Source organism: Lentimicrobium saccharophilum, from assembly GCF_001192835.1.
In the GTDB taxonomy this organism is placed as follows: Bacteria; Bacteroidota; Bacteroidia; order Bacteroidales; family Lentimicrobiaceae; genus Lentimicrobium; species Lentimicrobium saccharophilum.
Genome location: NZ_DF968182.1, coordinates 2,980,389 through 3,005,705, shown reverse-complemented (window position 1 = coordinate 3,005,705; position 25,317 = coordinate 2,980,389). Strand labels below are relative to the sequence as shown.

19 protein-coding genes and 2 tRNA genes are annotated in these 25,317 nt (G+C 49.8%); 9 read left to right on the top strand and 12 right to left on the bottom strand.

The genetic code is table 11. The features are described 5' to 3' along the window. Positions 1-114: 114 nt before the first annotated feature. The 5 genes from gltX to TBC1_RS11570 are packed head-to-tail and all read left to right on the top strand — an operon-like array spanning position 115 to position 6,618. Positions 115-1,632, top strand: a complete 1,518-nt coding sequence (gene gltX / locus TBC1_RS11590) for a glutamate--tRNA ligase (RefSeq protein ID WP_062042457.1) — start codon at positions 115-117, stop codon at positions 1,630-1,632. 38 nt (positions 1,633-1,670) lie between these two features. After that, on the top strand, positions 1,671-2,183 hold the full coding sequence (locus TBC1_RS11585) for a prolyl-tRNA synthetase associated domain-containing protein (protein WP_137305614.1): 513 nt from the start codon (positions 1,671-1,673) through the stop codon (positions 2,181-2,183). Between the two features lie 58 nt (positions 2,184-2,241). After that, complete coding sequence (locus TBC1_RS11580; RefSeq protein WP_062042454.1) at positions 2,242-3,678, top strand: SGNH/GDSL hydrolase family protein; 1,437 nt, start codon at positions 2,242-2,244, stop codon at positions 3,676-3,678. Further along, positions 3,675-4,967, top strand: a complete 1,293-nt coding sequence (locus TBC1_RS11575) for a GDSL-type esterase/lipase family protein (RefSeq protein ID WP_062042451.1) — start codon at positions 3,675-3,677, stop codon at positions 4,965-4,967. Before TBC1_RS11580 ends, TBC1_RS11575 begins: the two co-directional genes overlap by 4 nt. After that, positions 4,960-6,618 (top strand): MBOAT family O-acyltransferase, encoded by a 1,659-nt coding sequence (locus TBC1_RS11570; RefSeq protein ID WP_062042448.1) that lies wholly within the window; start codon positions 4,960-4,962, stop codon positions 6,616-6,618. Before TBC1_RS11575 ends, TBC1_RS11570 begins: the two co-directional genes overlap by 8 nt. Positions 6,619-6,664: 46 nt before the next feature. Here the strand turns inward: TBC1_RS11570 and TBC1_RS11565 are convergent, their stop codons facing one another. The 4 genes from TBC1_RS11565 to TBC1_RS11550 all read right to left on the bottom strand — a co-directional run bounded on the left by TBC1_RS11565 (position 6,665) and on the right by TBC1_RS11550 (position 10,812). After that, a complete protein-coding gene (locus TBC1_RS11565) occupies positions 6,665-7,780 on the bottom strand; it encodes a DUF2891 domain-containing protein (RefSeq protein ID WP_201781661.1) in 1,116 nt (371 codons plus the stop codon). Positions 7,781-7,942: 162 nt separating this feature from the next. Then, a tRNA-Gln gene (locus TBC1_RS11560) sits at positions 7,943-8,015 on the bottom strand. A 72-nt stretch (positions 8,016-8,087) separates the two neighbouring features. Further along, positions 8,088-9,791, bottom strand: a complete 1,704-nt coding sequence (locus TBC1_RS11555) for a glutamine--tRNA ligase/YqeY domain fusion protein (RefSeq protein WP_082189576.1) — start codon at positions 9,789-9,791, stop codon at positions 8,088-8,090. Positions 9,792-10,206: 415 nt separating this feature from the next. Further along, positions 10,207-10,812 (bottom strand): manganese efflux pump MntP, encoded by a 606-nt coding sequence (locus TBC1_RS11550; protein ID WP_236695661.1) that lies wholly within the window; start codon positions 10,810-10,812, stop codon positions 10,207-10,209. A gap of 131 nt (positions 10,813-10,943) precedes the next feature. Here TBC1_RS11550 and TBC1_RS11545 point away from each other — a divergent pair, with 131 nt between their 5' ends. Next, positions 10,944-11,435: a GNAT family N-acetyltransferase gene (locus tag TBC1_RS11545; protein ID WP_062042439.1), complete on the top strand. Its 492-nt coding sequence runs from the start codon at positions 10,944-10,946 to the stop codon at positions 11,433-11,435. A gap of 37 nt (positions 11,436-11,472) precedes the next feature. Here the strand turns inward: TBC1_RS11545 and TBC1_RS11540 are convergent. The 5 genes from TBC1_RS11540 to mgtE form a co-directional block, all read right to left on the bottom strand. Beyond that, positions 11,473-11,543, bottom strand: a tRNA-Cys gene (locus TBC1_RS11540). A 72-nt stretch (positions 11,544-11,615) separates the two neighbouring features. Continuing rightward, positions 11,616-11,828 carry a cysteine-rich CWC family protein gene (locus TBC1_RS18305; protein WP_137305612.1) on the bottom strand — a complete coding sequence of 71 codons (213 nt, stop codon included), beginning with the start codon at positions 11,826-11,828 and terminating at the stop codon, positions 11,616-11,618. Then, complete coding sequence (gene folB / locus TBC1_RS11530) at positions 11,821-12,180, bottom strand: dihydroneopterin aldolase (protein ID WP_236695660.1); 360 nt, start codon at positions 12,178-12,180, stop codon at positions 11,821-11,823. Before folB ends, TBC1_RS18305 begins: the two co-directional genes overlap by 8 nt. An 82-nt stretch (positions 12,181-12,262) precedes the next feature. Further along, positions 12,263-12,964 (bottom strand): queuosine precursor transporter, encoded by a 702-nt coding sequence (locus TBC1_RS11525; protein WP_062042432.1) that lies wholly within the window; start codon positions 12,962-12,964, stop codon positions 12,263-12,265. A 108-nt stretch (positions 12,965-13,072) separates the two neighbouring features. Beyond that, entirely contained in the window at positions 13,073-14,416 is a 1,344-nt protein-coding gene (mgtE, locus tag TBC1_RS11520) for a magnesium transporter (protein ID WP_062042429.1), read from the bottom strand. 319 nt (positions 14,417-14,735) lie between these two features. Here mgtE and def point away from each other — a divergent pair, with 319 nt between their 5' ends. Then, positions 14,736-15,383, top strand: coding sequence for a peptide deformylase (gene def, locus TBC1_RS11515; protein ID WP_082189615.1), 648 nt, complete (start codon positions 14,736-14,738; stop codon positions 15,381-15,383). A gap of 16 nt (positions 15,384-15,399) precedes the next feature. Here the strand turns inward: def and TBC1_RS11510 are convergent, their stop codons facing one another. Together TBC1_RS11510 and aspS are read right to left on the bottom strand one after the other, a co-directional pair. Beyond that, a complete protein-coding gene (locus TBC1_RS11510) occupies positions 15,400-15,738 on the bottom strand; it encodes a hypothetical protein (RefSeq protein ID WP_062042424.1) in 339 nt (112 codons plus the stop codon). Positions 15,739-15,748: 10 nt separating this feature from the next. Next, positions 15,749-17,494: an aspartate--tRNA ligase gene (gene aspS / locus TBC1_RS11505; RefSeq protein ID WP_062042421.1), complete on the bottom strand. Its 1,746-nt coding sequence runs from the start codon at positions 17,492-17,494 to the stop codon at positions 15,749-15,751. A gap of 281 nt (positions 17,495-17,775) precedes the next feature. Here aspS and TBC1_RS11500 point away from each other — a divergent pair, with 281 nt between their 5' ends. After that, positions 17,776-18,495, top strand: coding sequence for a hypothetical protein (locus tag TBC1_RS11500; protein ID WP_062042418.1), 720 nt, complete (start codon positions 17,776-17,778; stop codon positions 18,493-18,495). Between the two features lie 91 nt (positions 18,496-18,586). Continuing rightward, complete coding sequence (locus TBC1_RS11495; RefSeq protein WP_062042415.1) at positions 18,587-19,159, top strand: hypothetical protein; 573 nt, start codon at positions 18,587-18,589, stop codon at positions 19,157-19,159. Positions 19,160-19,188: 29 nt separating this feature from the next. Here the strand turns inward: TBC1_RS11495 and TBC1_RS11490 are convergent, their stop codons facing one another. Then, complete coding sequence (locus tag TBC1_RS11490) at positions 19,189-25,269, bottom strand: alpha-2-macroglobulin family protein (protein WP_062042412.1); 6,081 nt, start codon at positions 25,267-25,269, stop codon at positions 19,189-19,191. Between the last annotated feature and the right edge of the window lie 48 nt (positions 25,270-25,317).

Genomic DNA, 25,317 nt, shown 5'->3' with positions numbered 1-25,317 from the left:
TATGTTAATATTTTCTAAACAATCCTTCTGTAGTTTATGAATAGTATTAACCTGAGCCTCGTTGTAAAACCGAAAGTACCGAATGCATATCTTTGCCGGACAAAAAAGCATGGAATGAAAGAAGTAAGAGTAAGGTTTGCACCCAGCCCGACCGGTCCTTTGCACATCGGCGGCGTGCGCACAGCGTTGTATAACTATCTGTTTGCCAGGAAATATAATGGAAAGTTCCTGCTACGCATAGAGGATACCGATCAGACCCGCTATGTTCCGGGTGCGGAAGATTATATTATTGAATCCCTGAAATGGTGTGGGATTACCTATGATGAAGGGGTGGGAATCGACGGCCCTCATGCGCCCTATCGCCAGAGCGAACGCAAAGAATTATATCGTCAGTATGCCGATCAGCTGGTAAAGGAAGGTCACGCCTACTACGCTTTCGATACGCCCGAAGCCCTTGAGGAGATGCGCGAAAGGCTGAAAGCCCGGGGGGTGGCTACCCCGCAATACGATGCGTTTACCCGCCTCGAAATGACCAACTCACTTACCCTGGGTGAAGCAGAATGCACCTCGCGCATAGTTTCGGGCGAGCCTTACGTAATCCGGATTCTGATTCCGGAGAATGAAGAAATTCTTGTGAATGACCTAATCCGCGGCGAAGTGAGCGTGCATTCATCCCGCCTCGATGATAAGGTGCTGTTCAAATCGGACGGTATGCCCACTTATCACCTGGCCAATATCGTTGATGATCACCTGATGGAAATTTCCCATGTAATCAGGGGTGAAGAATGGCTGCCATCGGCTCCCCTGCATGTGCTTTTATATAAGTATCTTGGATGGGAACCCCCGCAGTTTGCGCACCTTCCGCTTCTGCTCAAACCCGATGGCAACGGTAAGCTGAGCAAACGCGATGGCGATCGCCTCGGCTTCCCGGTATTCCCGTTGCGGTGGACCGACCCCGTAAGCGGAGAAGTTTCGTCAGGATACCGTGAATCGGGCTACCTGCCGCAGGCCTTTATCAATATGCTTGCCCTGCTGGGATGGAATCCCGGAACCGAGCAGGAAGTGTTCAGCATGGATGAGCTGGTGGAACTTTTTTCCATCGAAAGGGTCGGAAAATCGGGATCCAAATTTGACCCCGAAAAGGCAAAATGGTTTAACCATCATTACCTTTCAATGCTTGACATTGCCAGTGTTGCAGTTCTGCTCGGAGATTTACTCAAAGAAAAAGGACTCAGCGCCACGGAGGAATACATTCAGCAGGTCGTCGCTCTTACCAAAGAAAGGGCCGTGCTGATCCCCGACCTGTATGAACAGTCGTGGTTCTTCTTTAAGGAACCGGATAGCTATGACGATAAAGTGGTTCAAAAATTCTGGAAACCCGAAACCCCTGCCCTGCTGGGGAAAATAGCAGACCTTCTGAAACAAACCGTTGATTTCTCAGCGGAAAGCCTGGAAACAACGATCAAAAGCTTTATTCATGATAACGGTCTCGGAATGGGGCAGGTGATGAATACCCTCCGTCTGGTGCTGGTTGGCGGGAGCTTCGGACCAGGAGTCGCAGCCATCATCGCCCTGCTGGGCAGGGAGGAAACCCTGAAACGGATTTCCAGAGCCCCGGAAGTTATTCAGTAGAACAGGAATAACCGTTGATTTAAAATACTTAAGTTGCCGTGAACGGAGATCCGCTGCTTTATCAGAAACTGGTTGAACTGGGTATTCCCTTCGAATATCACGAACATCCCCCGGCACCTACCATTGAAATCGCGGTACATTACTGGAAGGACATAGAGGAAACCACCCACTGCAAGAATATTTTTTTCAGAAATCACAAAGGAAACCGGCACTACCTGGTTATTTTTGATCACCGCCGCTCACTGGCCATTCACGATCTGGAAAAGCGGCTGAAACAGGGCAAACTGAGTTTTGCCTCCGGGGAACGCATGCAACGTTACCTGGGGCTGAACCCCGGCTCGGTTTCTCCGTTTGGGCTCATCCACGATCCGTCGCGGCATGTGTATCTGTTTCTGGATGAAAACCTTAAAAATCTGCCGAAAATCAGTTTTCACCCGAATGAAAATACCGCTTCCCTGGTAATCCGGTTCAGCGATTTTCTGCGGTTCCTGGATCATTGCGGCAACGGATATGAATTTATTGAACTTTACCCGCCGGAGGATGCAATGTAAGGGACAAAGCCCGGACGGAAGTGCGTTTTTCCGAAGCTGTCTAACATAACAGGAACAAATGAAACCCTGGAAAATAGCGCTGTTTATTTTGATGGTGATGGGCGGACTTCTATTGGCTACGCTTTTCAGCCGTACGGTTGTCCTTCCCGGAATGCGCAGCGAAGACGGGTTGACCGGCGGAAAAATTCTGATCAAATATCCAACCCTTAACACCTTCCTTGGAAACGGTGCCCCTGCAATAAATACCAGGGTGGATTCCGTAATCACCCTTGCCGGGAAACCCGACGGGGAACTGCGTACTTCTCCTCCTGATTTTTCATCCATTGATACCGCCGGGCTTGAGCGGATTGCGTATCCCGCCGGAGATCCGGGATTCCCTGTTCGTCTCCGCGTTCTGTTTGAAGGCGAATCATGCAGGATTCTGCATTATGGCGATTCCCAGCTTGAAGGCGACCGCATATCTGGCTACCTCCGGCAGCGGTTGCAGGCCATTTTTGGTGGCAGCGGGCCGGGATTCATTCCTGTAAAACAGGTTTACGAACAAATGGCCGCCCACGTTACTGTGAGCGATAACTGGGAACGCCTGGCAGCATTTGACCCCACACAGGAGCCTGTGAGCGACAAAAACTACGGACTTTACGCTTCCCTTTCCCGTTTTACAGGGCGGGCAGCCATGACTTCAGATTCTTCAGCAAATGCTGGTGCAACTGCTAATTCCACTTTTATCCGTATAAACCCCTCCTTTAGCTCCTACCCTGCCCTGAGGAGATTCAATACAATTGGCCTTCATTACGGAAATGCGAATTCTCCTGTGAAAGTTGTAGTGCGTTCGGGCGACTCCGTTGTTAATGAAACTGCCCTGATCGCCGATGGGTCGTATCATTGCCTTGAAATCCGCACGGGCGGCACTCCGGAGGAGCTGGTGTTTGTTTTTGAAGGCGGGTCAAGCCCCGATTTTTATGGCCTGACCCTCGACGGAACAAAGGGCATCAGTCTGGATAACATTGCCATGCGCGGAGCCTCGGGCACCGTTTTCAGCAGGCTGAATCCTGCCGGATTCAAGGCGATGGCCGGAAGACTGAATCCTCAGATACTCATCTTCCAGTACGGAGGAAATACCGTCCCCTACATGAACGATTCAGCGGCCATCGATGATTATACCCGCTACCTTGCAGGAAACATCCGTTGGGTGAAAAGGCAGATTCCGGATGCAATGATTCTTTTTATCGGCCCTGGTGATATGAGTACCATGGTAAACGGAAATATGGTGACCTATCCCCTCCTGCCCTATCTGGATGTTAAACTCAGGGAGGCATGCAGCAGGAACGGATGGGCTTACTGGAGTATGTTCAGGGCCATGGGCGGGGAAAATGCCATGCCGGCCTGGGTTGATCAGGGACTTGCCGCGACGGATTACACCCACTTCTCTCCCAAAGGCTCCCGGCTGATCGCCGAACTCTTTTTTACTTCACTTTACCTCGACCTGATGCGATGAAAAAACCATTGATACTACTGCTGTTTATTACCGTTTGCCTTCACGCCCGGGCACAGCATTACATACTCGACAGCATCCGGCTGTGCAACAGTAGGATTATTCATGAAGAGTATAATATACTGGCCTATGCCGACTCATCAGATAGTTTCCGGGTTTTCTTCAGTAAGCTTGACAGCCTTTTTGAAGGGCATGAGAAAAACATACAGATTTTTCATATAGGCGGATCGCATATTCAGGCCGATATTTATTCAAACAGGGTCAGGGAATACCTGAGAAATATCACCCCATTTAGCAATGGCCCGAGAGGCCTGATTTTCCCCTACCGCCTTGCCGGGACAAACAATCCGCTCAATTACAGCATAGCAGGGAACCGCAATCTGTGGAAAGGATTCCGTTCATCGGTCAACCGGGATACGGCAATCTGGGGGTTGAGCGGCATTGCTGCAACCCTGAATGCGTATGAAGATACCATCCGGATAAAGGCCAATCACAGGGAAAGGGGGAAACATCCTTACACATTCAATAAAATCAGGCTTTTTGCTGTTGCGGATTCCTCGGGATACAGCATTTCTTCCGCCGATACGGCTCTGTTATTCACCGGAATTTCGTTTGACCCTGCAAAAGGATATTGCGAGATATCGTTTCCCGATACCATTTCAGAAGCCGGACTGGTAATCAGTAAAAATGACACGAGCGAAAGGGCTTTTTTCAGCATCACGGGCGTGGAATTGCTGAACGATTTTCCCGGAGTCACCTTCAATTCAATTGGTGTTAACGGAGCCAGTTTTAAAAGTTTTAACCGGTGTACCCTGTTTTATGAACAACTGAAACTGTATAAGCCAGATCTGTTCATTATATCCATTGGCACAAACGATGCGGGAGCTAAAGATTTTGATCCGGAGAAATACAGGAATTACTACGATTCCCTGATTATAGCAATTAAATCGGTAAGCCCCGGTTGTGCCATACTGCTTACCGTTCCCAACGATTCCTATTACCGGAAAAAGTATCCGAACAAAAATACGGGCCTGCAGCAATCCGTCATTCATGAACTAGCCCGGAAACACGGGCAGGCAGTCTGGGACTTCTATGCCATAATGGGTGGACTGGGCTCATCACAGCAATGGTATAAACGTAAACTGATGGTGTACGACAGGGTTCATTTTACAAAAACCGGATACAGTGTCAAAGGCGATTTGCTCATTTCAGCGCTGATCTCGCAATGGGAAAAGACAACGGGACGGGAACCCGCATCCCTCCTTCAACTGATCAAAAACATCCATGAATAGGCTGAAGGAAATATTTGCCTTTTCCGATGAGTTCCCACTCATCTTTACCCAGGCCGACTTCTGGATTTTCTTCACGGCATTATACCTTATTTTCTCGCTGATATACAAGCGCATAAAATTGCGCAATACTTACCTCCTGCTGGTTTCTTTGTTCTTCTACTACAAGACCAGCGGACTCTTTGTGGGGCTGCTTGTCTTTACCACCATCAGTAACTTTTACCTGGGTGCAGGCATCTTCGGCCTGCGTGTAAAAGCCCTGAAACTAACCCTGCTTTCGCTGAGTGTTGCACTTAATCTGTTTATCCTCAGCTATTTTAAATATTCCTATTTTATCGTCGACTCCCTTAATTATCTTTTCGGAACCAGTTACCATGTATCGCACTGGCTGGCGGAATGGGGCAACAGCATCAGCAATGAAGGGTATTTCACGGTCGATAAAATCATTCTTCCGATCGGGATCTCATTTTACCTTTTTCAAACGATAACTTATTGTGTCGACATATACCGTGGTAAGCTCAAACCCCTGGACTCGGTGGCTGATTTCGGGCTCTTTGTGACATTTTTTCCCCAATTGGTTGCAGGTCCCATTGTCCGGGCCGGTGAATTTATCCCGCAGATCAGCAAACCAACCGTTATTTCGGCTGCTGATTTTAATTCAGGAACCTTTTTGATCCTGAAAGGGCTGCTCAAAAAAATGATTTTTGCCGATTACCTGGCCATGCATTTCATGGACAAGGTGTTTGATGCTCCGGCCATGTTTTCGGGTTTTACCAACATAATGGCCCTTTTCGGATATTCCCTTCAGATTTACGGTGACTTTTCGGGTTATACCGATATTGCCATCGGCCTGGCGCTGCTGATGGGTTTCCGCCTGCCGGTTAACTTCAACTCTCCCTACAAGGCGCAGAATACCTCCGATTTCTGGAGGCGGTGGCATATCTCGCTTTCCTCTTTTCTCAGGGATTATCTGTACATCCCGCTGGGCGGCAACCGCAATGCAACTATTGCCACCGTAGTGATTTCGGTGCTGATCCTTGCCGGATCCATTCTGGCATTCAAGGATAAGACGGCGGGAATTGCGATCTCAGCCGCCGTGATGCTGTTCGTTTCACTGGCACTGGCTTTCAAGGGGATGCGAAAACATTTTGTGATGAATATCAACATCATGCTTACCATGCTGATCGGCGGATTATGGCACGGGGCTTCCTGGAAATTCGTGATCTGGGGCGGGCTGAACGGACTGGGAATCCTCACCTACAAGTACTGGCGGCGGATCAGTCCGTGGGAAAAGTCGGAAAACCGTGCGGCCGTAGTGTGGAAAATCATGCTGACCTTCACCTTCATCACCTTTACCCGCCTGTACTTCAGGGGCGAAAGCATGGAACACATTTCGGCCTGGTACCGTCAGGTTGCAGACAATATGGACTGGAGCAGCGCGTTGCAGGTTCTTTATCAGTACCGGATTGTTTTTGTCATCATGCTGCTCGGATACATCACCCACTGGCTGCCCGTAAGAACCAAAGAAAGCATTGAAAACCTCTGGGCAAAAAGCCCGCTGGTGCTTAAAGGCATTATTGCAGTAATCACCGGTATTGTTTGTTATCAGGCGTACTCTGCAAGCTTTCAGCCGTTTATCTATTTCCAGTTCTAAAAGCAGGATTGGTCAGTAACCAGGCCTCCTGAAAACAGAACGCATGTCATTCGGTCAACCGTTCCATTTCATACAGCGCATACACGGCAAACGTGGCCAGCCAGTGTTCCCCGGCATAGTTTCCATCGCTGATGGCGCTCAGGGAATGACGGATGTGATGCATTGCCGCTTGTTGGAATGCCTCCCGGCTTCCGGGTTCCAGTTTTGATGCAATCATGGCATAGGCCCAGGCCCGCGAAAAATTGAGCCCGTCGAGATGAACCAGTTTACCGTCGGAGCGGTCGCCTACCCTGGCCGGTTCGTCAAGAAATGCCAGGCCTCCGTCCGGACGGGTAGGCAAAAACTGATGTATCCACGAGCTGAATTCAGTTTCCGGAAGCACCCTTGCCATCAGTTCCGCTTCGGTGAAGCAGGGGGAGAAAAAGTCAAATCCCGAAGGTTCCCACGATATGGGGCAGTTTTCATCGCTCAGGTAAAAATCCCTTGCCCGGGTGACGATCGTTGCTTCGAGGGCCTTATTTTGCGTTGTACGGGCATAATCCAGGGCGAAAGCCATGCCGAATGCCGTGTTGGAGTGCTCCCCTACCCTGACGGGATAAACCAGCTTTGGCAGAAAATCCTGATAATTGCTTACAATGAGGTCTGTGAGCGGCTGAAGGACCGATTCCCATTCCCTTGCCAGCGGATGATCCCAGGTGTGAAGCTCTTCCGCCAGTTTCAGCAGCCAGGCCCATCCGTAAGGCCGCTCAAATGTGCGGTTGTTGGAGTCAAGAAAAAATTGCACCTCCACCGCGATGTTTTCCGGTCTGAGGTTCTTCGAAAGGGCTTCTTTTATTTGTGCGGCATCCGGGGAATCCGGAAACTTTTTCAGCAGTTTCACCAGCATCCAGTGGCCATGCACCGCAGAGTGCCAGTCGAAACAACCGTAAAACGCCGGCCGGTACTCCCTTACCGGCTTCACATCCCTGTCGCTGCCCAGCACTTCCCCGGGCTTGTTCGGATATTCCTGATGAATGCATTTCAGGGCCATGCCCGCATAACGCGCTGCTTTATCTTCCGTTAACAGATCCTGGGAATTAACAAACAATGTACTGACTAATAAATACAGGATAAAAAGATAACGCATAGCGGAAGAGGTGTTTGTAAGAAGCTTTGTTTTCATGCAAAGGTAAGGAAGGATATGCAAAGGAGAAGTATTTTGTCACACCGGCCATCTCCTGTCTTTGTGACATCCGGCGATGGAGTGGAAAAGGCGAGGGATCTCACCTTCAGAATCCAATAAAAAAAGCAGCCACATTTGATTTGTGACTGCTTTTCGACTGTGTTGACCTACCAGGGGTCGAACCTGGACTCTTCTGATCCAGAGTCAGACGTGTTGCCAATTACACCATAGGTCAGTAATCGGGCTGCAAAAGTAGTAAAATGTTATTTGCCTGTGCAAATTTTCGGACAAAAAGTTCAGTAAAATTTTAACTTTTCGCTTTTGCCCACGAATCTTTTAACGCTACGGTGCGGTTGAAAACGGGTTTCGCAGCCGTTGTATCGCTGTCGGTGCAGAAGTAACCCAGTCGTTCAAACTGGAATTTATCCAAAGGTTTCGTGCCTGTAGCGAAGGGTTCAACATAGCCCCTGATCACTTTCAGGGAATCCGGATTCAGGTTTTTCTTGTAGTCCTCCCCTTCCGGTACATCTTCCGGATCTTCCGACATAAACAAACGGTCGTAAAGCCGGATTTCCGCTTCAACGGCGTGCGCGGCGGAAACCCAGTGCAGGGTTCCCTTTACCTTGCGGTTGCTTTCGGGCCTTCCGCTCAGGGTCTCGGGATCGTAGGTGCAGTGTATCTCCGTTATTTCTCCGCTTACCGGATCCTTAACCACCGATTCGCATTTGATGATGTAGGCATATTTCAGCCTGACTTCGCGCCCGGGAGCCAGCCGGAAAAATTTTGAAGGCGGATCTTCCATGAAATCTTCGCGTTCGATGTACAGCTCCCTGGTAAAAGGTACCTTACGGGTGCCTGCTTCCGGATTTTCCGGATTGTTTACGGCCGGCATCTCTTCGGTGAGCTCTTCCGGATAGTTGTCGATGATCAGCTTCACGGGATTGAGCACCCCCATCACCCGCTGGGCCTTCTTGTTCAGGTCTTCCCTCACACAGAATTCCAGCAGCCCCACGTCGATCACATTTTCGCGCTTGGCAACACCCACCAGATCGGAGAAATTGCGGATGGATTCAGGTGTATATCCCCTGCGGCGAAGCCCCGAAATGGTCGGCATGCGCGGGTCGTCCCAGCCGCTTACAAAATTGTTTTTTACCAGCTCGAGCAGCTTGCGCTTGCTCATCACCGTGTAGGTCATGTTGAGGCGGGCAAACTCGATCTGTTGAGGGGCGAAAATCTCCAGCTCGCGTAAACACCAGTCGTACAGCGGACGGTGAACTTCAAACTCAAGGGTGCAGATGCTGTGTGTGATACCTTCGATGCTGTCGCTTTGCCCATGGGCAAAGTCGTACATAGGATAGATGCACCACTGGTTTCCGGTGCGGTGATGCTCGGTGTGGATGATGCGGTAGAGGATGGGATCGCGCATGTGCATATTGGGCGAAGCCATATCGATTTTGGCCCGCAGTACCCGGCTGCCGTCGGGAAATTCACCGGCTTTCATCCTCCGGAAAAGATCCAGATTTTCATCTGCCGTGCGGTTGCGGTAGGGACTTTCCTGACCCGGACGGGTAGGCGTTCCTTTTTGTTCGGCAATCTGCTCTGCCGTCAGGTCGCATACGTAAGCCTTCCCTTTCAGAATCAGCTTCTCGGCAAATTCATACAGCTTCGGGAAATAATCGGAGGCGTAAAACTCACGTCCCTCCCAGTCGAAACCCAGCCAGTGCACATCGTAACGAATGGAATCCACATATTCAACATCTTCCTTTACCGGGTTGGTATCGTCGAAGCGGAGGTTGCATTTTCCGTTGTATTTCAGGGCTGTTCCGAAATTCAGGCAGATCGACTTGGCATGTCCGATGTGCAGGTATCCGTTGGGCTCCGGTGGGAAACGAGTGTGTACACGCCCGCCGTTCTTGCCGTTGCGGATATCTTCTTCAATCATCGCATGGATAAAGTTTGCCGGGGTCTTGTTTTCACCGGTGTTTTCCATTACAGTTTTGCTTTCGCTCATGCCTTGGCCGTTTTTAATTTAAGGGTGCAAAGATACGGATTTTGCAAAAGGGGAGAATGACATTATCCGGTGTTGATATTGCTGAAAATAGAATGTTCATAGGGTTAAATTCTTCTCCGTGTTCCTCCGTGAAACCTCCTGGTGCTCTGTGTAACTGTTTATTTCACAGAGATTAACAGAGAAGTCACAGAGGTTCACAGAGATTTATTTCTCTGTGTTGCTCAGTGAAACCTCGGTGTGCTTTGTGTAACTGTTTTTTTCACAGAGGCTCACAGAGGTTTACATTCTTCTCTGTGTATCTCCGTACAACCTCCGTGTACTCTGTGTAACTGTTTATTTCACAGAGATTCACAGAGAAGTTACAGATGCTTAAATTCTGTTTATGTGATAGAACCCGGATCAGGCTTTCTATGGTCTATAGAAAATTTAAATGCTCAACAAGAATTTTAACACCAATTCCGATCAGGATCAGTCCGCCAAGCATCTCCATTCGTTTACCGAGTCTGCTTCCTGCTTTTTTTCCGAAAAGAATGCCCAGCATCGACATGATGAAGGTGACGCTTCCTATCATCAGCACCGGAATAAGTATCGCCAGCCAGAAAGGGGTGTCCGGTGTTTCGATAAGGGCAAAACTGATTCCTACTACAAAGGCATCGATGCTGGTTGCCAGCGACATGGTCAGCAGCACTGCCGGTTTTAATGGATTGAACCCGTTCCTTTCTTCATCCGCTTTCAGGCTTTCCGTGATCATTTTAATACCCAGGAGTGATAAAAGCCCGAAGGCAATCCAATGGTCGTAGTCGGCCAGGTAGTTGCGGATGCCTGTGCCGGCGGTCCAGCCGAGCAGCGGCATAAAAGCCTGAAAAAAAGCCAGGCTGAGGGCAATGATGACCGCTTTCGGAAACCGGATACCGGGCAGCAACAGTCCGCTGCTTACCGATACGGCAAACGAATCAAACGAAAGGCTTAAGGCCAGCAGAAATAGCGTCAGCAACTCCATATGCGTGCAAAAGTAGGGCAATTTAGATTATTCCTGAATTTTCCTGCCCGCAGTTTTGCATCCTTTTTCTGTACTTTTATGCGCCGATCGCTTAGTCCTTCATGTGCAGGATTGAGCATTTCTCCTTTGTTGAATTAAAAAGGGATGAGCATATGGCTTCAGAGAATTACCGGAGAATGATGCAGCTGATTGATCAGGTTTTTGCCGTGAAGAACGACCCTGAACAGCTGGACGTTGATGAGCAGGTCATGCAGCATCTCCTGCGTTTGCATCCGGCCACATTTGCGGAGCATTCCGACGAAAACGGACCGATGGCCTGGGTGCTGGTCATCCCTACCACGCTTGCGCTGATGCAGCGGTTTATCCGTTCGGAAATCAACGAAAAGCAGCTGGTTGACCTTACCCCTGCAGGCGAACCGCTGGAAGCCCTCTACCTTTGCTCGGCAACGGTACTTGAGGAATACCGCCGGCAGGGACTTACCCGCCGGCTTGCGCTGGAATCCATTGAAAAGATCAGGCAGCAGCACCCGCTGAAAGCGTTGTTTGTGTGGCCGTTCAGCGATGAAGGGGATGCCGCCGCCGCAGCCATTGCAGCGGAGGCCGGGCTGCCGCTGTACAAACGCGAAAAAAAGAAATCAGGATAAAAAAACACCTGCAAATCTGATTTGCAGGTGTTTTTTGAGGTCTCGAGCGGATTCGAACCGCTGTAGAAGGTTTTGCAGACCTCTGCCTAGCCACTCGGCCACGAGACCCTTTGGGGTTGCAAATATACAAAAATTCCAAAAAAACGAATCTAAAAGATTGCCTGTAAAATTTACAGTAAATCAATCAGTTGGGACTTTTATCTCTTTGTCCTTCTTTTTCCCGTATGCTGGCAGGCAATCGGGACAGAGGCAATTATTGTATTCAAGTTTTAATTTTTCAAGGTTTTCAGGGCTGATGCTGTAATCGAAACACCAACACCCCGGGGCATGGAGGCACTCAAAGGTTTTGCCGCAACGTGGACAGGTTTTCAGGGTGGCTGACTTTTCATTCATAAATGTCATCGCTGCTCAGGGTTACGCAAACCCGGTCAATTTTGCCACCCAGCGGAGGGTTCAGCTTGGAAATCTTTACCTCGGCGTCAGTCACATCCGGGAAACGGGCATGCACCGCTTTCAGAATGCGGTGGGCAACATGCTCCAGCAGGTGCGATTTCTGTTCCATTTCCTGTTTAACGGTCTGGTAAACGGACAGATAGTTAACCGTATCGTGCAGGCTGTCGCTGCGCTCGGCACGGCCGGTATCAACCTGAATAAACAGGTCAACCATAAACCGGGTGCCGATGACCTGCTCTTCCTTAAAATGCCCATGGTATGAGAAAAACTCCATACCCTCTATTGAAATCATGCCCATGATCAGTTCTTTTTAGAATGGGTTTAAGCAAAGATATGCAAAAAGCAGTCAGCGGTAATTGCTGCAGGCAAACTTGTTATTCTTTTACAAAATAACGGAAAGGATTGTAGCTGATGCCGGTGTCGAATACATCCACCTGTTCGCGCTTTTTCAAAAATGCAACGATGCGGTAGGTAAGGGGGGTGAACACAATTTCAACCCCTGATTTAAAGATGTAGTTGGAAATAATAATTGAGATCAGCAAACTGTCGGGCATGGTGCCGTAAAACGCGATCAGGCAGAAGATGGCGGTGTCAATGCCTTCACCCAGCAGGGTAGAGCCTATGGTGCGCACCCACAGGTACTTCCCTTTTGTTCTGATTTTCAGTTTCGACATCAGGTAGGCATTCGAAAAGGCGCCGGCAAAGTAAGCCACCAGGCTTGCCAGTACAATGCGCGGGACAAAACCCAGCAATGTTTCATAGGCCTGCTGATTGGGCCAGTCGGCGGCCGGAGGCAACTCCTGCACTATCCACAACACCAGCGACATCAGCAAGGCTGCCCCGAAACCGGTCCAGATGACTTTGCGTGAACGCTGATAACCGTAAACTTCCGTAAGGATATCCCCGAATATGTAACTGAGGGGGAAGAGGATGGTTCCGCCGTCGAACGTAAAAAGCCAGAGGGAGGTGATTTTTGTGGAGGCTAGGTTGGAAATCAGCAGGATGGCTACAAAAAGCGCCATAATCACATCAAAATACCTGAAATGAACCTTGCCGGACTGTTCTGCGTCTGTCATTTGTTTTTGTATTGGTCAGTATATCAGGCTGCAAAAGTACAACAATCCCTCTGAAAAGAGATTCCTTCCCGAAAGGGCAATTAAACCCGGCAGGGGAGGAGCGGGGCCTTACAGACCCATATACCAGGAAGCAATTGAAAAATAGATTACTACTCCGGAAATATCCGCAATGGAAGTAATCAGCGGAGCACTGGCCGTGGCCGGATCGAGTTTCAGTTTGGTGAAAATAAAAGGGGTGATCATGCCGATCAGGCTGCCTGACATTACTGCCAGAATCATAGTGGCGGCTACCACAACAATATATTGCGGGGCGCGTACACTGGCAATCAGGCTAACACCGGCCGCCATGGTGACTCCAAGCAGGAAGGAAACCAGGAACTCCCTGCCCAGCAGCCTGAACCAGTCTTTGGTTTCCACATCACCGATCGCCAGGGATCGGATCATCAGGGTTGCCGACTGTGCTCCGGCATTGCCTCCGCTACCGATCAGCAAAGGAAGGAAGAATACCAACGATACAGCTGATTGTATCACACCTTCGAAGGTTGCCAGGGCCGCCCCCGAAAAGACGTTCATAAACACCAGTACGATCAGCCAAAGAATACGTTTCTGATAAAGAAAAAAGATTCTGGCTTTCAGCGGATTGACAATGGCCGCCTGGAATGATCCGAATTTGTGAAAGTCTTCGGTGGTTTCCTCTTCCACAACGTCCATCACGTCGTCAACCGTTACAATCCCCAGCAGCAGTCCTTCCGAATCAAGCACCGGCAGCGCGATGCGGTCCTGATCCTGGAAAACCCGGATGGCTACTTCCTGATCGTCGAAAGCATAGAGCGAAACAAAATGCTCATCCATCAGGTCCCGGACATGTTGCCCGGGATCGGCCAGAATGATTTCCCTGATGCGGATATCATCGATCAGTTTCCAGTTGTCGTCAACCACGTAAATCAGGTTGAGTGTTTCAGAATCCCTGCCGTACATCCGGATATGTTTCAACGCCTGCTCGACGGTAAAATCGGGCTTCACGGCAACAAATTCGGGCGTCATCAACCTTCCGATGCTGTGTTCGGGATATCCGAGCAGGCGGGTGGCAATGAGCCGCTCTTCCGGCGACAAAAGCTGTATCAGCCGCTGGGTAATGTTGCCGGGAAGTTCTTCGAAAAACGCCGTACGGTCGTCGGGATCCAGGTCGTTGAGCAGCCCCGCTACCCTGTTTACATTTTTGGCCAGCCCCTCGATAATCTGCTCCTGCTTCTCGTGCGGGAGGTACTGAAAGGTATTCTTTGCCTGTTCTCTTGGCAATAACCGGAACAGGATGATGTCGTCCTGTTCGGGCAACTCGTCAATAATCTCTGCAATCAGGATGGGATCCATATCCTCAAGCTCATGCCTGAGGCTGCTCCAGTCTTTATCCCTGATCAGATCTTCGAAAAATGTGATTTCAGTTTCACCCATTGATTGTTCTCCTTACGGGTATTTGCTGCAAGGAGATACAAAACCCCCTGCAGGTTAGTGTTTAATCAGGCCACACGAATAGGGGTCGTCTTTCATGGTCGGGTAATGGTTTGAAGGTGCAAAGATAAGTTTTTCCTGCAGAAACCTGTTTTCATCGGTTCAATTTCAGGACAGAATCTGAACATTACTTCAATCAGGGGGTTAAATATTATTCACCTGAAAGTTATTGTACAGGTTCAAAATCAAATATATAGCTTTCGTAGGCAGATTTATTCAGTTTGCGGATTACCGTTGCTTTATCTTTGTAAAAATATTTCCTATGCGCTGTTTGTATTCATTGGTTTTATGGCTTGCACTTTTTCCCGGCATTGTCTTGAGTCAGGATTTTACCCCATCAGAGCAGGCATTGATTATGACGGGGGATACGGCCGGGATGATGCGGGTGTTGCTTAGTACCTCTGCGGATGATCTTAAAGTACTCACAGCTGAAAGCACCGATATCAGCCCTGATGACCCCCTGCTTCCCCTGCTGGCGCAGCGTATGCTGCTTACCATGCGCGACACGGCCAACCCCGGCGTGGGCATTGCCGCCCCGCAGGTCGGGATAAACCGGAATGTTTTCTGGCTGCAGCGTTTTGATAAACCGGGATTTCCCTTTGAATTCCTGATTAATCCACGCATCCTGAGCTATTCCTCCCTGCAACGCAGGGGAGGGGAAGGTTGCCTTTCAATTCCGGATACCAGGGGTGAAGTGCTGAGGAGTTATGCCATTATGGTTGAATACCAGGATTATACAGGCGGATGGCATACCGAAATGCTGGAAGATTTTACAGCCGTCATCTTTCAGCATGAATATGACCACCTGGGGGGTATGCTTTTTACCGACAGAATCAGCGATCAGAAGAATACACCCGCCCTTCCGCTTCCTGAAGGTCTGGAACTGTTGATGATGCCTGCCGGCCGGTAAATGTCAGGATGTAATGTTATTTATTTCCGGCTGCCATAAAATACATACTGACGGATAACAGCAACAGGTTTAAAACCTGCCCGGTGGTAACCGCAGGAACAAATCCCAGATAGAGACTATAGGCGAACAATAAAACCAGCAGTAGTGCTGAAATCACTGTTAGCGAAGGTTTTGAGGTAAAACCGCCTGCAAACAGAAGTGTTCCGAACAGCACAAAAGCAAGTGCGATGTAAAATGACTGGGTCTGGTATTGCAGGGCCAGGATGGTCTGTCCGTGCTGAAGCACAAGCCAGGTGAGCAATGTGATACGCAGCAGCCATTTGGATAACTGTAGCAACGATTTTACCGGTTTCATCGGAGGGAAGTTATAAATTGATTTTAAGTTTTAATTCATCCAGTTGTTCCTGTTTGATCGGGGCCGGTGAGTCGATCATTACATCGCGGCCGGCGTTGTTCTTCGGAAATGCGATATAATCACGGATGCTTTCGGAACCACCGAAAAGTGAGCACATGCGGTCGAAGCCGAATGCGATGCCGCCATGAGGAGGCGCACCGTATTCAAAGGCGTTCATCAGGAAGCCAAACTGCGCCTGGGCGTCCTCATCGGTAAATCCCAGGATGGTGAACATTTTCTTCTGCAACTCTTTGTTGTGGATACGGATAGAGCCTCCGCCTATTTCCACTCCGTTGATTACCAGGTCATAGGCGTTGGCGCGCACCCTCCCCGGATCGCTGTCGAGCAGGGGAATATCTTCCGGCTTCGGAGAGGTAAACGGATGGTGCATTGCATAGTAACGCTGTGTTTCTTCATCCCATTCCAGCAGGGGGAAATCAACCACCCAAAGAGGGGCAAATACTTCCGGATTGCGCAGCCCAAGCTGATTACCCATTTCCAGGCGCAACTCTGATAAAGCCTTACGGGTTTTGGCGGCATCACCGGCCAGGATCAGCATCAGGTCCCCGGGCCTGGCTTCAAAGGCGGCCGCCCATTTTTTCAGCTCATCTTCACTGTAGAATTTATCTACCGATGACTTAAGCGTGCCGTCTTCATTGTACCTCACGTAAATCAACCCTCCGGCGCCGATTTGCGGACGTTTCACAAAATCGGTGAGGGTGTCAAGCTGCTTGCGGGTATAACCGGCGCATCCTGTGACATTGATTCCTGCCACCAGCGCGGCATCATCAAATACTTTAAAATCTTTTCCCTTTACCAGATCCGTGATTTCCACAAAGGTCATCCCGAAACGGATATCCGGTTTGTCGTTGCCGTAATTTTTCATGGCATCGGCAAACGTCATACGGGGCAGGGCTTCTATCTCAACGCCTTTCACCGTGCGGAACAGATATTTGGTAAGACCCTCGAAGGTGGATAGGATATCATCCTGGGTTACAAACGACATCTCACAGTCGATCTGTGTGAACTCAGGCTGTCGGTCGGCCCTCAGGTCCTCATCGCGGAAGCATTTCACGATCTGAAAATACCTGTCGAAGCCGGCGACCATCAGCAGTTGCTTGAAGGTTTGCGGTGACTGGGGAAGGGCATAAAACTGACCTTCGTTCATCCGCGACGGCACCACGAAATCACGGGCCCCTTCGGGTGTCGATTTGATAAGCACCGGCGTCTCCACTTCGATAAACCCGATGTTGTTCATGTAGTTACGGGTTTCTATGGCCATACGGTGCCTGAGCATAAGGTTGTCGCGCACAGGATTCCGCCGGAGGTCCAGGTAGCGGTATTTCATACGGAGCTCATCTCCGCCGTCGGTATTGTCCTCGATGGTGAAGGGCGGAATTTTTGAAGAATTCAGCACCTCAAACTGATCAACGATGATTTCAATTTCACCGGTAGGTATTTTCAGGTTTTTGTTGCTTCGTTCGGCAACAGTTCCCGTGACGGAAATCACAAATTCCCGCCCGAGCTTACGGGCCGACTCACAAAGCGAAGCATTGCTATCCATATTGAAAACCAGCTGCGTGATTCCGTATCGGTCGCGCAGATCGATGAATGTCATCCCGCCAAGGTCGCGCGAACGCTGAACCCATCCTGAAAGGGTAACGGTATTTCCGGTATGATTGAGGTTTAATTCTCCGCAGTTATGTGTCCGAAGCATAGAAATAGATTTAGGCCGCGAAATTAATCATTATTATGGATTTTATTTCTGTAACATCAGTGATGTAGCGCAATCAGCCAGCTGGAATTCAGCTGCGGAATACCCATAAATACAGGCCAGACAATAATTTCCGATTTTTTATACGTTTCAGGATGAAAATTCCTGATTTCCAGCGATTACTTTTCAGGATTTATTGTATTAATAAAATGATTATTCGCCTGACCATCCGGGATGCCAGCCGGGTGTAGCAATTATTTGGTATAAACTATAAGATAGTGATTATGAATAAGCTACTACTCGCTTTTGCCATCCTGATATTTGCTGGTTATGAGTTATCTGCCCAGCGGATTGAGCTTGTTCCATACCCGGATGCTGTATGTTATACTGAATCGGGTGTGGGAAATCTTTTTCTTTCCAACACCGATGCCAGAACGCTGATGGAGTATTTTGCAGCCGAAGATGTACCTGATAAGATCATTCCGGTCAGGGAGAGCTATTTTTCAGGCTACCGTTTGTTTTATTCAATGGGGAAATGCGATCCTCAAGCAGAAGCAGCCGACTGGATTCAGATCCTGACCATTGACAAGGATGCTGCATTGGAATATATTTCCGGGACAACACCGGATGCCATCATTCTTCCTTTCAGTGGTTTAAAGGAGTGTGCAGGCCGGATTCATTCCAATGAAGAATACAGTGTTATTTTGGACCGCTACAAACACCTGGCTTGCAGAATCTATCGCCAGGTTACCGGACCCGACGGAGTGGTAACCGATGAGATGACCGCTTTGATAAAAAGTTGCCAGCTGCGCATCGACGGATCGGATCAGGCGATGTATGCCACTTCGGGTAAAGGCGGAGGCGTCTTCAGACTTGACAGGCAGGATAATCAAGGGATTGATCCCTGGAATGAATGGATCAGTTGTTTCAACGCCATAGAAAATCAGGGCTATATCACACTGATTGAATTCAATCAGCCGCCGTTGGCTCCTTTCCTGGAATAGCAGGGTTCAGCAAAACTATTTATAGCTAAAAGCTTGGTTTTTAAGGAAAAATTTCGTAAATTGCGAAATAATCCCTTAAAAATATGGCATCATGGCAAGGATCATTCTGCTGGTGTCATTGTTTCTTTCCTTATTGACGGCCTGCGATAAGAAAGAGGATGACATGAATCCCGGCAAAGACTACACAGGCTTACTCACCCTCGAGTATACAAGGACCTTCCCGACTTTTCAATCTGTTGTCAGCATGCAAGTGGACATAAACAGTTCCGGAACGGTGGTGTTCAAGCAGCCTCCGGTTACCGCTTTTAACGGGGAATCCGAGAAGATGATTGAAAATGACAGGATCAGGATCAGGGAGGAAGGGAGTATTTCCATCTCAATGTTATCAGGCAAATGGGATAAGATGGACGGAAAGGAATACCTACTGGTCAACCTGACCTGTCAACTGGACGGCTTGAGGAATGTCTGGGAATGGGATGAATACCGGTGGATTCAATTAAGTGAAGTTTCTTATTCACTCGAAAATCCGCTAGCATGCCCGATGAGTTTCAGGATTGACAATGCACTGATGTCGGAAGCCGTATGCGGTGGAAGCCTAACCGACAACTGGGGCATCAATTGTTTCAGGTGGAGACTGGTGCTTGTTCCGGTGTCCCTCAATTAGCCCCGCTTCCTTCCTGATCTTTCCGGGCGCTACCTGATTTCAACCATGATTCCCTCCGAATGGGCTGAGAACTCAGGTGCATACAGGCATTGTACCGAATTTATACCGTTCGAGAATGTGCCTTTCTGCGCCGCTGTCAGTGTATATTCAAACACCCAGGTGCCTTTCGGCAGGTAGTTGAAGAAGAAATTCGAAGCGGCATCGCGGGTGTTTTCGTAATAACCCAGTCCGCCGTTCCACCTGTATCCCGAAAGGGTGTTAACCGGCTCGAAACCTGCCGCCCGCATGCTTTTCAGGTGTACAAATTTCAGATCTCGGTCGGTGCGAAGTTCTACCCTGACTACTACCTGCTGGCCGACCCTGACGGGCTTTTCCCCGCTGATTTCTTCGAGAACAGGTCCGGCATCGGTATTGGATTTTATATAAAGCCTGCTGCTGATCTTCAGCGGACTGTCGTGTCCCGAAATCTTGTCGAGGTTTTCGAAATACTGCCAGTACATGGCACCCCAGGCCGGACCGGCGGTCGATTTACTGACTTCTATTTTGCCCATTGCGGGCAGTATCTCATCGCCCTGCCAGATGGTTTTCACATAACCCGTGCCGGCTTCAGGTTGGTTGTCGCGCGATGCCATCTCAACGGGTTTGCCTCCCAGGGTTACGCTTATACCGGATCCGGTTTGCAGCCAGTCGCCTCCACGAAGCAGCAGCGCGTAAACGGCATCGGCGGTTGCACGTGAGGTAGCCCAGCGTTGCGTCTGCTTCTGCTTCAGCAGCCAGGTTTTCATCTGGTCAACGGCTTTCGGATCATTGCCAAGTTCTTCGAACAGTTCAATCAGCAGGGCCTGGGTTTCCACCGGAGCCTGATGCCAGAAATACCCTCCCCGGTTGTCGCGCCAGTACATGCCCAGTTCAGGATGTGTAATTGCCCGTTCAAGCAGCGATTTCATAATGGCATTGGCCGTTTTCAGATCCCCGTTGCGGCCGGCCCAGAGCGCAATCATTCCCTGAGCGTACAAGCCCTGCGATGTCCAGTATTTCCGGGCCTGTTTTCCAAAATAAGCCAGCGCATCCGAAGCTTTATCATCTTTACGGATAACATCCTGCAGATAACCTGATGCAAACAGGTATTGCAGATGCTCCAGACCCGGATGCTGTTTGTCGAAGTCTTTGGGATGGTCCTTCATAATCCGGTTGTAGTCTTCGGTCATCCGCATGTTCAGGTAGCTGCTGGCCCGGCTGATCATTTCGAGGGAAGCCGGGTCCTGCTTCAGATCCATAACTTTCAGATAATGCAGGCGTCCGAAGCCTGTCATAATGAGCTGGGTAATGTACCGGCTTTCGGGCATGCCCTCAAACCAGGGCCATCCGCCGTTGGCCGACTGCATTTGCTGAAGTTTCTGTTTCGCGGCCTCCTGCATGGATGCCATACGGTTTACATCAAACATCAGGGCAATGCGCTGTTTTTGCTCCGACTCGTTCTTTCCTTCCATCAGCCAGGGCGTTTCCTCCAGCACCAGGGCTTTCAGTTCCTGATTCTTTTCCAGATTCGAAAGCAGGGCATCCGGGCTGAGGTTCTTCCAGGTTTCAAAAACGGCACGGATCTTCGGACTGCTGTTTGCAATATATGAAGCAAGACTGTTGGCATACAGCCGGTTAAATACCGCATCGGAGTTTTCATGCGTTTGTCCGGCAAGATAGGGGAGGGCCTGCACCGCGTACCAGGCAGGATTGGATGTAAATTCAAGCGTCAGACGATGGTTTCGTAAGGTTTGGCTACCCCCCGGCTGTTCTGTCATTTTGCTGAAATCAAATGATCTGGATTCGTTTCCGTTGATGGGCAGGGGCAGGGTTTCGGTAACCAGCATACGGTTGGTCAGCACCGGCAGCATCACCTCTTCCCCGTCGCTGTGATTTCCGGCAACGGCTGTTATCCGCACCATCACGGCCTCCATACCTTCGGGTATGGCGATCTGCCATTCCACAGCGGTATTCCCGGCCGGTTCAAGTTCAAACGGTTCGGATGAAAGGGAATTTCCGAAAACGGCATCTGCCGGCATCATGGTCAGGGCATCGAACAATTCAAGCCGGGCGGTTCCCTGTACCGGATTATCAGCAAGGCTGCTGACTTTCGTCTGAATTACCATTTTATCCCCTTCACGGAAAAAGCGGGGCAGGTTTGGAGTAACCATCAGCTCTTTGCGGGTAACCACTTCTTTGCTGAACTGCCCGTATCGCAAACCGGTGGTGTGCGCAAGTCCCATGAAATTCCAGCGGGTAAGGGCTTCTGGTACGGTAAACTCCACCCAGACCTCTCCTTCCGCATTGGTGGTAAGGTGGGGATAAAAGAATGCCGTTTCGTTCAGATTTCGCCGGATTTGCGGGGGTTCGGCCTGTTTTACGGCTCCGGGTTCTGCCAACGTCTGATCGCTGATCAGGCCATCTGTATCGTCCGCGGACGGTGTAACAGCCATTGCCTCAGGCATGCTTTCTTCCATGTTTTTCATCATTCTGGCAGTCCTTCCCGCAGCAAACCGCCGGAATCCTCCGTACATGCCGTATCCGAACCAGTTTAAGGCGTCATAGCTGCGGATTGCCGGATAAACAGGTTCAGTGGTCAGTCCGGGAAGGGTATATCCCGTGCCGGAAGCAAATGCGTTCCGGGTTTCCCACTCAGGATTGTTGTATTGCTTTTCCGAAAGATTAAAATACCAGTTATGCGGTAAAATGGCATCCAGGGATGCATCGTACATACCGGCCAGCAATTCCGCATCCAACGGCTTTTGACCAGGATCTGTAATCTTAAGCTTCCATTTTTCGGTACCTCCGGGCAATAGGGGACTCCGGAAAGTTTCAAAAGCCACATTGAGCTGATTCCGGCTGTCGGGGATAGTCACGGCGGTTGAATAATGATAGCTGCGGTTGTCATAGACCAGGGTCAGACTGATTTTTACTTCTCCGGTAAAAGTCTCCGGTATTTTGTAAGAAAGCACCGCCTGAGCCTGTGAAATCTTTATCCGTTCACGGTGAACCGATTGCTCCTGCATCATCACTTCAAAGTACATCCGGGCGTTTTTCAGGGCTGAGGCAGTCAGTAAGCGGATTGTTTCCCCCGCTTTCGGAGCCGGGGTAAGTAAATAGGCCCACAAAGCCTCATTCGCCGGCGCTTTTTTCGATTCCGGTGAAATGATCCTTACCACTTTATCAACCGTAACCCGCTCACCGAATGCATCCACGGCGCTCAGGCTGATCAGGTAACGGCCGGGATCCCATTTATCCAGTCCCGCGAAGGAAACCATGCTGTCGCTTGCGGTATGATAGTTCTTCCTGAAAACGGATTTTCCCTTTTCTCCCGGTGTTTTATCCTCGTTCAGAAAAACATCGGAAGGCAGCCTTCGGATAAATTCTTCACGGGAATAGACAGCCGTATCCGGAGCATCCCACAAGCGCGGGCGGGTATAGCGCGCAGGCTCATTCAGGGCAAATACCTCCACGCTTACATCAACCGGAGTTTTTTCGCCGTTCAGATTTGTGGTACTCAGTTTGTAACTGCTTCCCGCTTCACGGTTGATGATTTCAGGAACCGACAATTCCGCCAGCAGCGCTTTGTTGCTTACCTGTACCACCGTTGTCGCCGAACGGGTTTCCCCGTTGATATCGGTTACATCCGAATAGATGGTGTAGGTGAATAGCGGGTTGTTTTTCAGCTGTGCCTGCGGATCGGGCACCGCCGTGAAGCTGATCGAAAATGTGCCATCCGGTTCCGTATTAAGGGTTCCGTTGGCTATTTCACTTTCGGGCCGGTGAAACGGATAATAACCCCATCCAAACCTGAAAAACGGCCATGAAACCGAACGTACCACCCGGTAGCTGACCACGGCCCCGCTTACCGGAACTCCGGTATAACTTTCGGCCCTGCCCGGAACAGTAACCTGTTCATTCAGCCGGTAACTGCCTTTAACAGGCATAAATTCCACTTCAAATTTCGGTCGTTTGTACTCTTCCACATTAAAATAGGCGCTTCCGCTTTTATTGTCGATGCGGTACTGACCGCCCGGACCTGAAACCGGAAGTACGAAAGAACCGCTGAATGAACCGTATTTATTTGAGGTCACCTCAAGCGACGAAATTTCCCGGCCATTGGCATCGAAAATTGAAACCACCGATTGGTTGCCGGTCAAAATCCGGTTATTGTCCTCTTCCGTGCCGACAACTATTCCCTTGAAATAAATGGTTTGTCCCGGCCGGTATATGGAGCGGTCGGTAAACAGGAATGTCCGGGTTTTTTCCCCTCTGTTCTGACGGATGTCGCGGTAGGGTGAAAAATAGTTTTCAGCTACCAGGCGGTCATTATCCAGGGTGAAATCGAAAGAGAGGTTCCTGTAGTTCCGTTCACCTGTGCTTTTAACCAGGAACATTCCTTCCGCATCGCTGCGGTAGACATCCCCGTTTTTCCGCTCATTACTGCGTGTCCGGTAGTTATACTCACGGGTAAAGGTCTGGATTTTAACATCTTTTACGGGCTCGCCGGTTTCCCGGTTCAACACCCTGAAAACACCCGAACCATCGGTGTTTCTCCGGTTTACATAGCTGAGGGCCGATGACCAGAAGTCCTGCATGGCAACCGGACTGCTTTTCGGGTCGAAAGCGCTGTTGGAAGATACAATCAGGAGGTGGTATCCCGCTTCGGTGGCCGGGTGGATTGCCTCAATGTTGTGACTTTTGTAATCTCCGGTTTCGGGCAGACGGATGTTCCACTCTTTCAGGGATTTCAGTTTCAGGTATTTTTCAGCCGAACGTTCGCTGTAGAGTTCCTGTTTCACATTGACATTTTCGTCGTAGTTTAATTCTATCAGGCGGAACCAAAGTTGCCGGGTATTTCTGAAATTGACCAGCAGGGGAAATTCCCTGCCCGGCATCACTTCCCTGCCAAGGGTAATACTCAGCGATGGCGCTTCGATGGAATTCAGGATAATCCGGCAATTTTTCGCACCATCACTTCCGGGATACTGTCCGATGGCTTTCAGGCACCAATCGCGGGCAATCACGTAATTGCGGCCGGTTTCCTCTCCCGGGGCCTTAAAACCCTCTTCTTTTTCCTGCCAGAAGCGGGCAATTTTTTCAATTACATCGGCGGCAACCACATTGCCCCTGTATTTTTCCTCCAGCCGGAGCAGGGTGGCCAGGTACAGGCTGTCGGCCGACCTTACGTTACCGTTGGTCTTTACAAAATCGAGGCGTTTAAGGGCGGCATCCATCAGCGGTAGCGGATCGCCGGAGCCGGTGTGGAATTTTTCCACTGACTGCGCGATCCTTAACGCCTGATAATGAAAGGAGAGGCTGTCAGACGTTTCTATGTTAAGCTTTGCAAATACATCAGGCTCAGCCAGCAGGCCGGGATCCTGCATCGTAAAGGGCCTTACAGGGCGGGTAAGGGAGGCTTCGTCGTTCATAAAGAAATCGATGGCCCTGTGCGCCAGGAAGTCATAAAGCGTTGGCCTGAATTTTTTCGATCCTTCCGCGGTTTCAAGTATGGGATCGTACCCTTTCAGTGAGACCGACTGCAGCAGACCGGCATCTGAAAGAGAGGCATGGTAATGCTGTGAAACCTTTTCCACAAAGCGACGGGCATCCCAGGTCGCCATATCCGTTGACTGGTCATTCTTTACAACGGTCTGATCGAGGATGCGGTAGCGGTTTTGCTGATAATACTGCCAGTAGAGCTCAGCCAGCATGGAGTTCAGCACCTGCCTTGCAGGTTCCGCTTTTAGGGACAGATTTTTTTCTGTTTCACCGATATAATTTTCAATGAAATTTTCCTCAAAATCGCTGCGCAGCCTTAATTGATAGATCGATGCCTTCAGGAATTCCGGGATATCGCCCTTCCGTTCCGTTTCCGGAAGGTAGGCATTCACCAGCTCCAGCGCCGACTGCGGAAGCCCCTGCGCTACCAGGGAGTCCACCGTTTTCCAGATCCCTTTTCCGTTGCTGATTGTTGTCATCCCCTGATCAGGTTTAGCGGTTGCGGATTGAAATGAATGAAAGAAACCCAGGGCAATGGCGGTTGCCATGACAAATAGCAGGCTGATGGCCAGAAAAATATACTTTTTCATAAGAAGAATTTGTTATTTTCAATTCAAAGAAATTAATGAAATTTCAGT

Bases quoted from the DNA above. Each gene is read 5' to 3' on its own strand.
- gltX (WP_062042457.1), top strand. From the start codon at position 115: ATGAAAGAAGTAAGAGTAAGGTTTGCACCCAGCCCGACCGGTCCTTTG.
- TBC1_RS11580 (WP_062042454.1), top strand. From the start codon at position 2,242: ATGAAACCCTGGAAAATAGCGCTGTTTATTTTGATGGTGATGGGCGGA.
- TBC1_RS11575 (WP_062042451.1), top strand. From the start codon at position 3,675: ATGAAAAAACCATTGATACTACTGCTGTTTATTACCGTTTGCCTTCAC.
- TBC1_RS11570 (WP_062042448.1), top strand. From the start codon at position 4,960: ATGAATAGGCTGAAGGAAATATTTGCCTTTTCCGATGAGTTCCCACTC.
- TBC1_RS11565 (WP_201781661.1), bottom strand. From the start codon at position 7,780: ATGAAAACAAAGCTTCTTACAAACACCTCTTCCGCTATGCGTTATCTT.
- TBC1_RS11555 (WP_082189576.1), bottom strand. From the start codon at position 9,791: ATGAGCGAAAGCAAAACTGTAATGGAAAACACCGGTGAAAACAAGACC.
- TBC1_RS11545 (WP_062042439.1), top strand. From the start codon at position 10,944: ATGGCTTCAGAGAATTACCGGAGAATGATGCAGCTGATTGATCAGGTT.
- TBC1_RS18305 (WP_137305612.1), bottom strand. From the start codon at position 11,828: ATGAATGAAAAGTCAGCCACCCTGAAAACCTGTCCACGTTGCGGCAAA.
- folB (WP_236695660.1), bottom strand. From the start codon at position 12,180: ATGATTTCAATAGAGGGTATGGAGTTTTTCTCATACCATGGGCATTTT.
- TBC1_RS11525 (WP_062042432.1), bottom strand. From the start codon at position 12,964: ATGACAGACGCAGAACAGTCCGGCAAGGTTCATTTCAGGTATTTTGAT.
- mgtE (WP_062042429.1), bottom strand. From the start codon at position 14,416: ATGGGTGAAACTGAAATCACATTTTTCGAAGATCTGATCAGGGATAAA.
- def (WP_082189615.1), top strand. From the start codon at position 14,736: ATGCGCTGTTTGTATTCATTGGTTTTATGGCTTGCACTTTTTCCCGGC.
- TBC1_RS11510 (WP_062042424.1), bottom strand. From the start codon at position 15,738: ATGAAACCGGTAAAATCGTTGCTACAGTTATCCAAATGGCTGCTGCGT.
- aspS (WP_062042421.1), bottom strand. From the start codon at position 17,494: ATGCTTCGGACACATAACTGCGGAGAATTAAACCTCAATCATACCGGA.
- TBC1_RS11500 (WP_062042418.1), top strand. From the start codon at position 17,776: ATGAATAAGCTACTACTCGCTTTTGCCATCCTGATATTTGCTGGTTAT.
- TBC1_RS11495 (WP_062042415.1), top strand. From the start codon at position 18,587: ATGGCAAGGATCATTCTGCTGGTGTCATTGTTTCTTTCCTTATTGACG.
- TBC1_RS11490 (WP_062042412.1), bottom strand. From the start codon at position 25,269: ATGAAAAAGTATATTTTTCTGGCCATCAGCCTGCTATTTGTCATGGCA.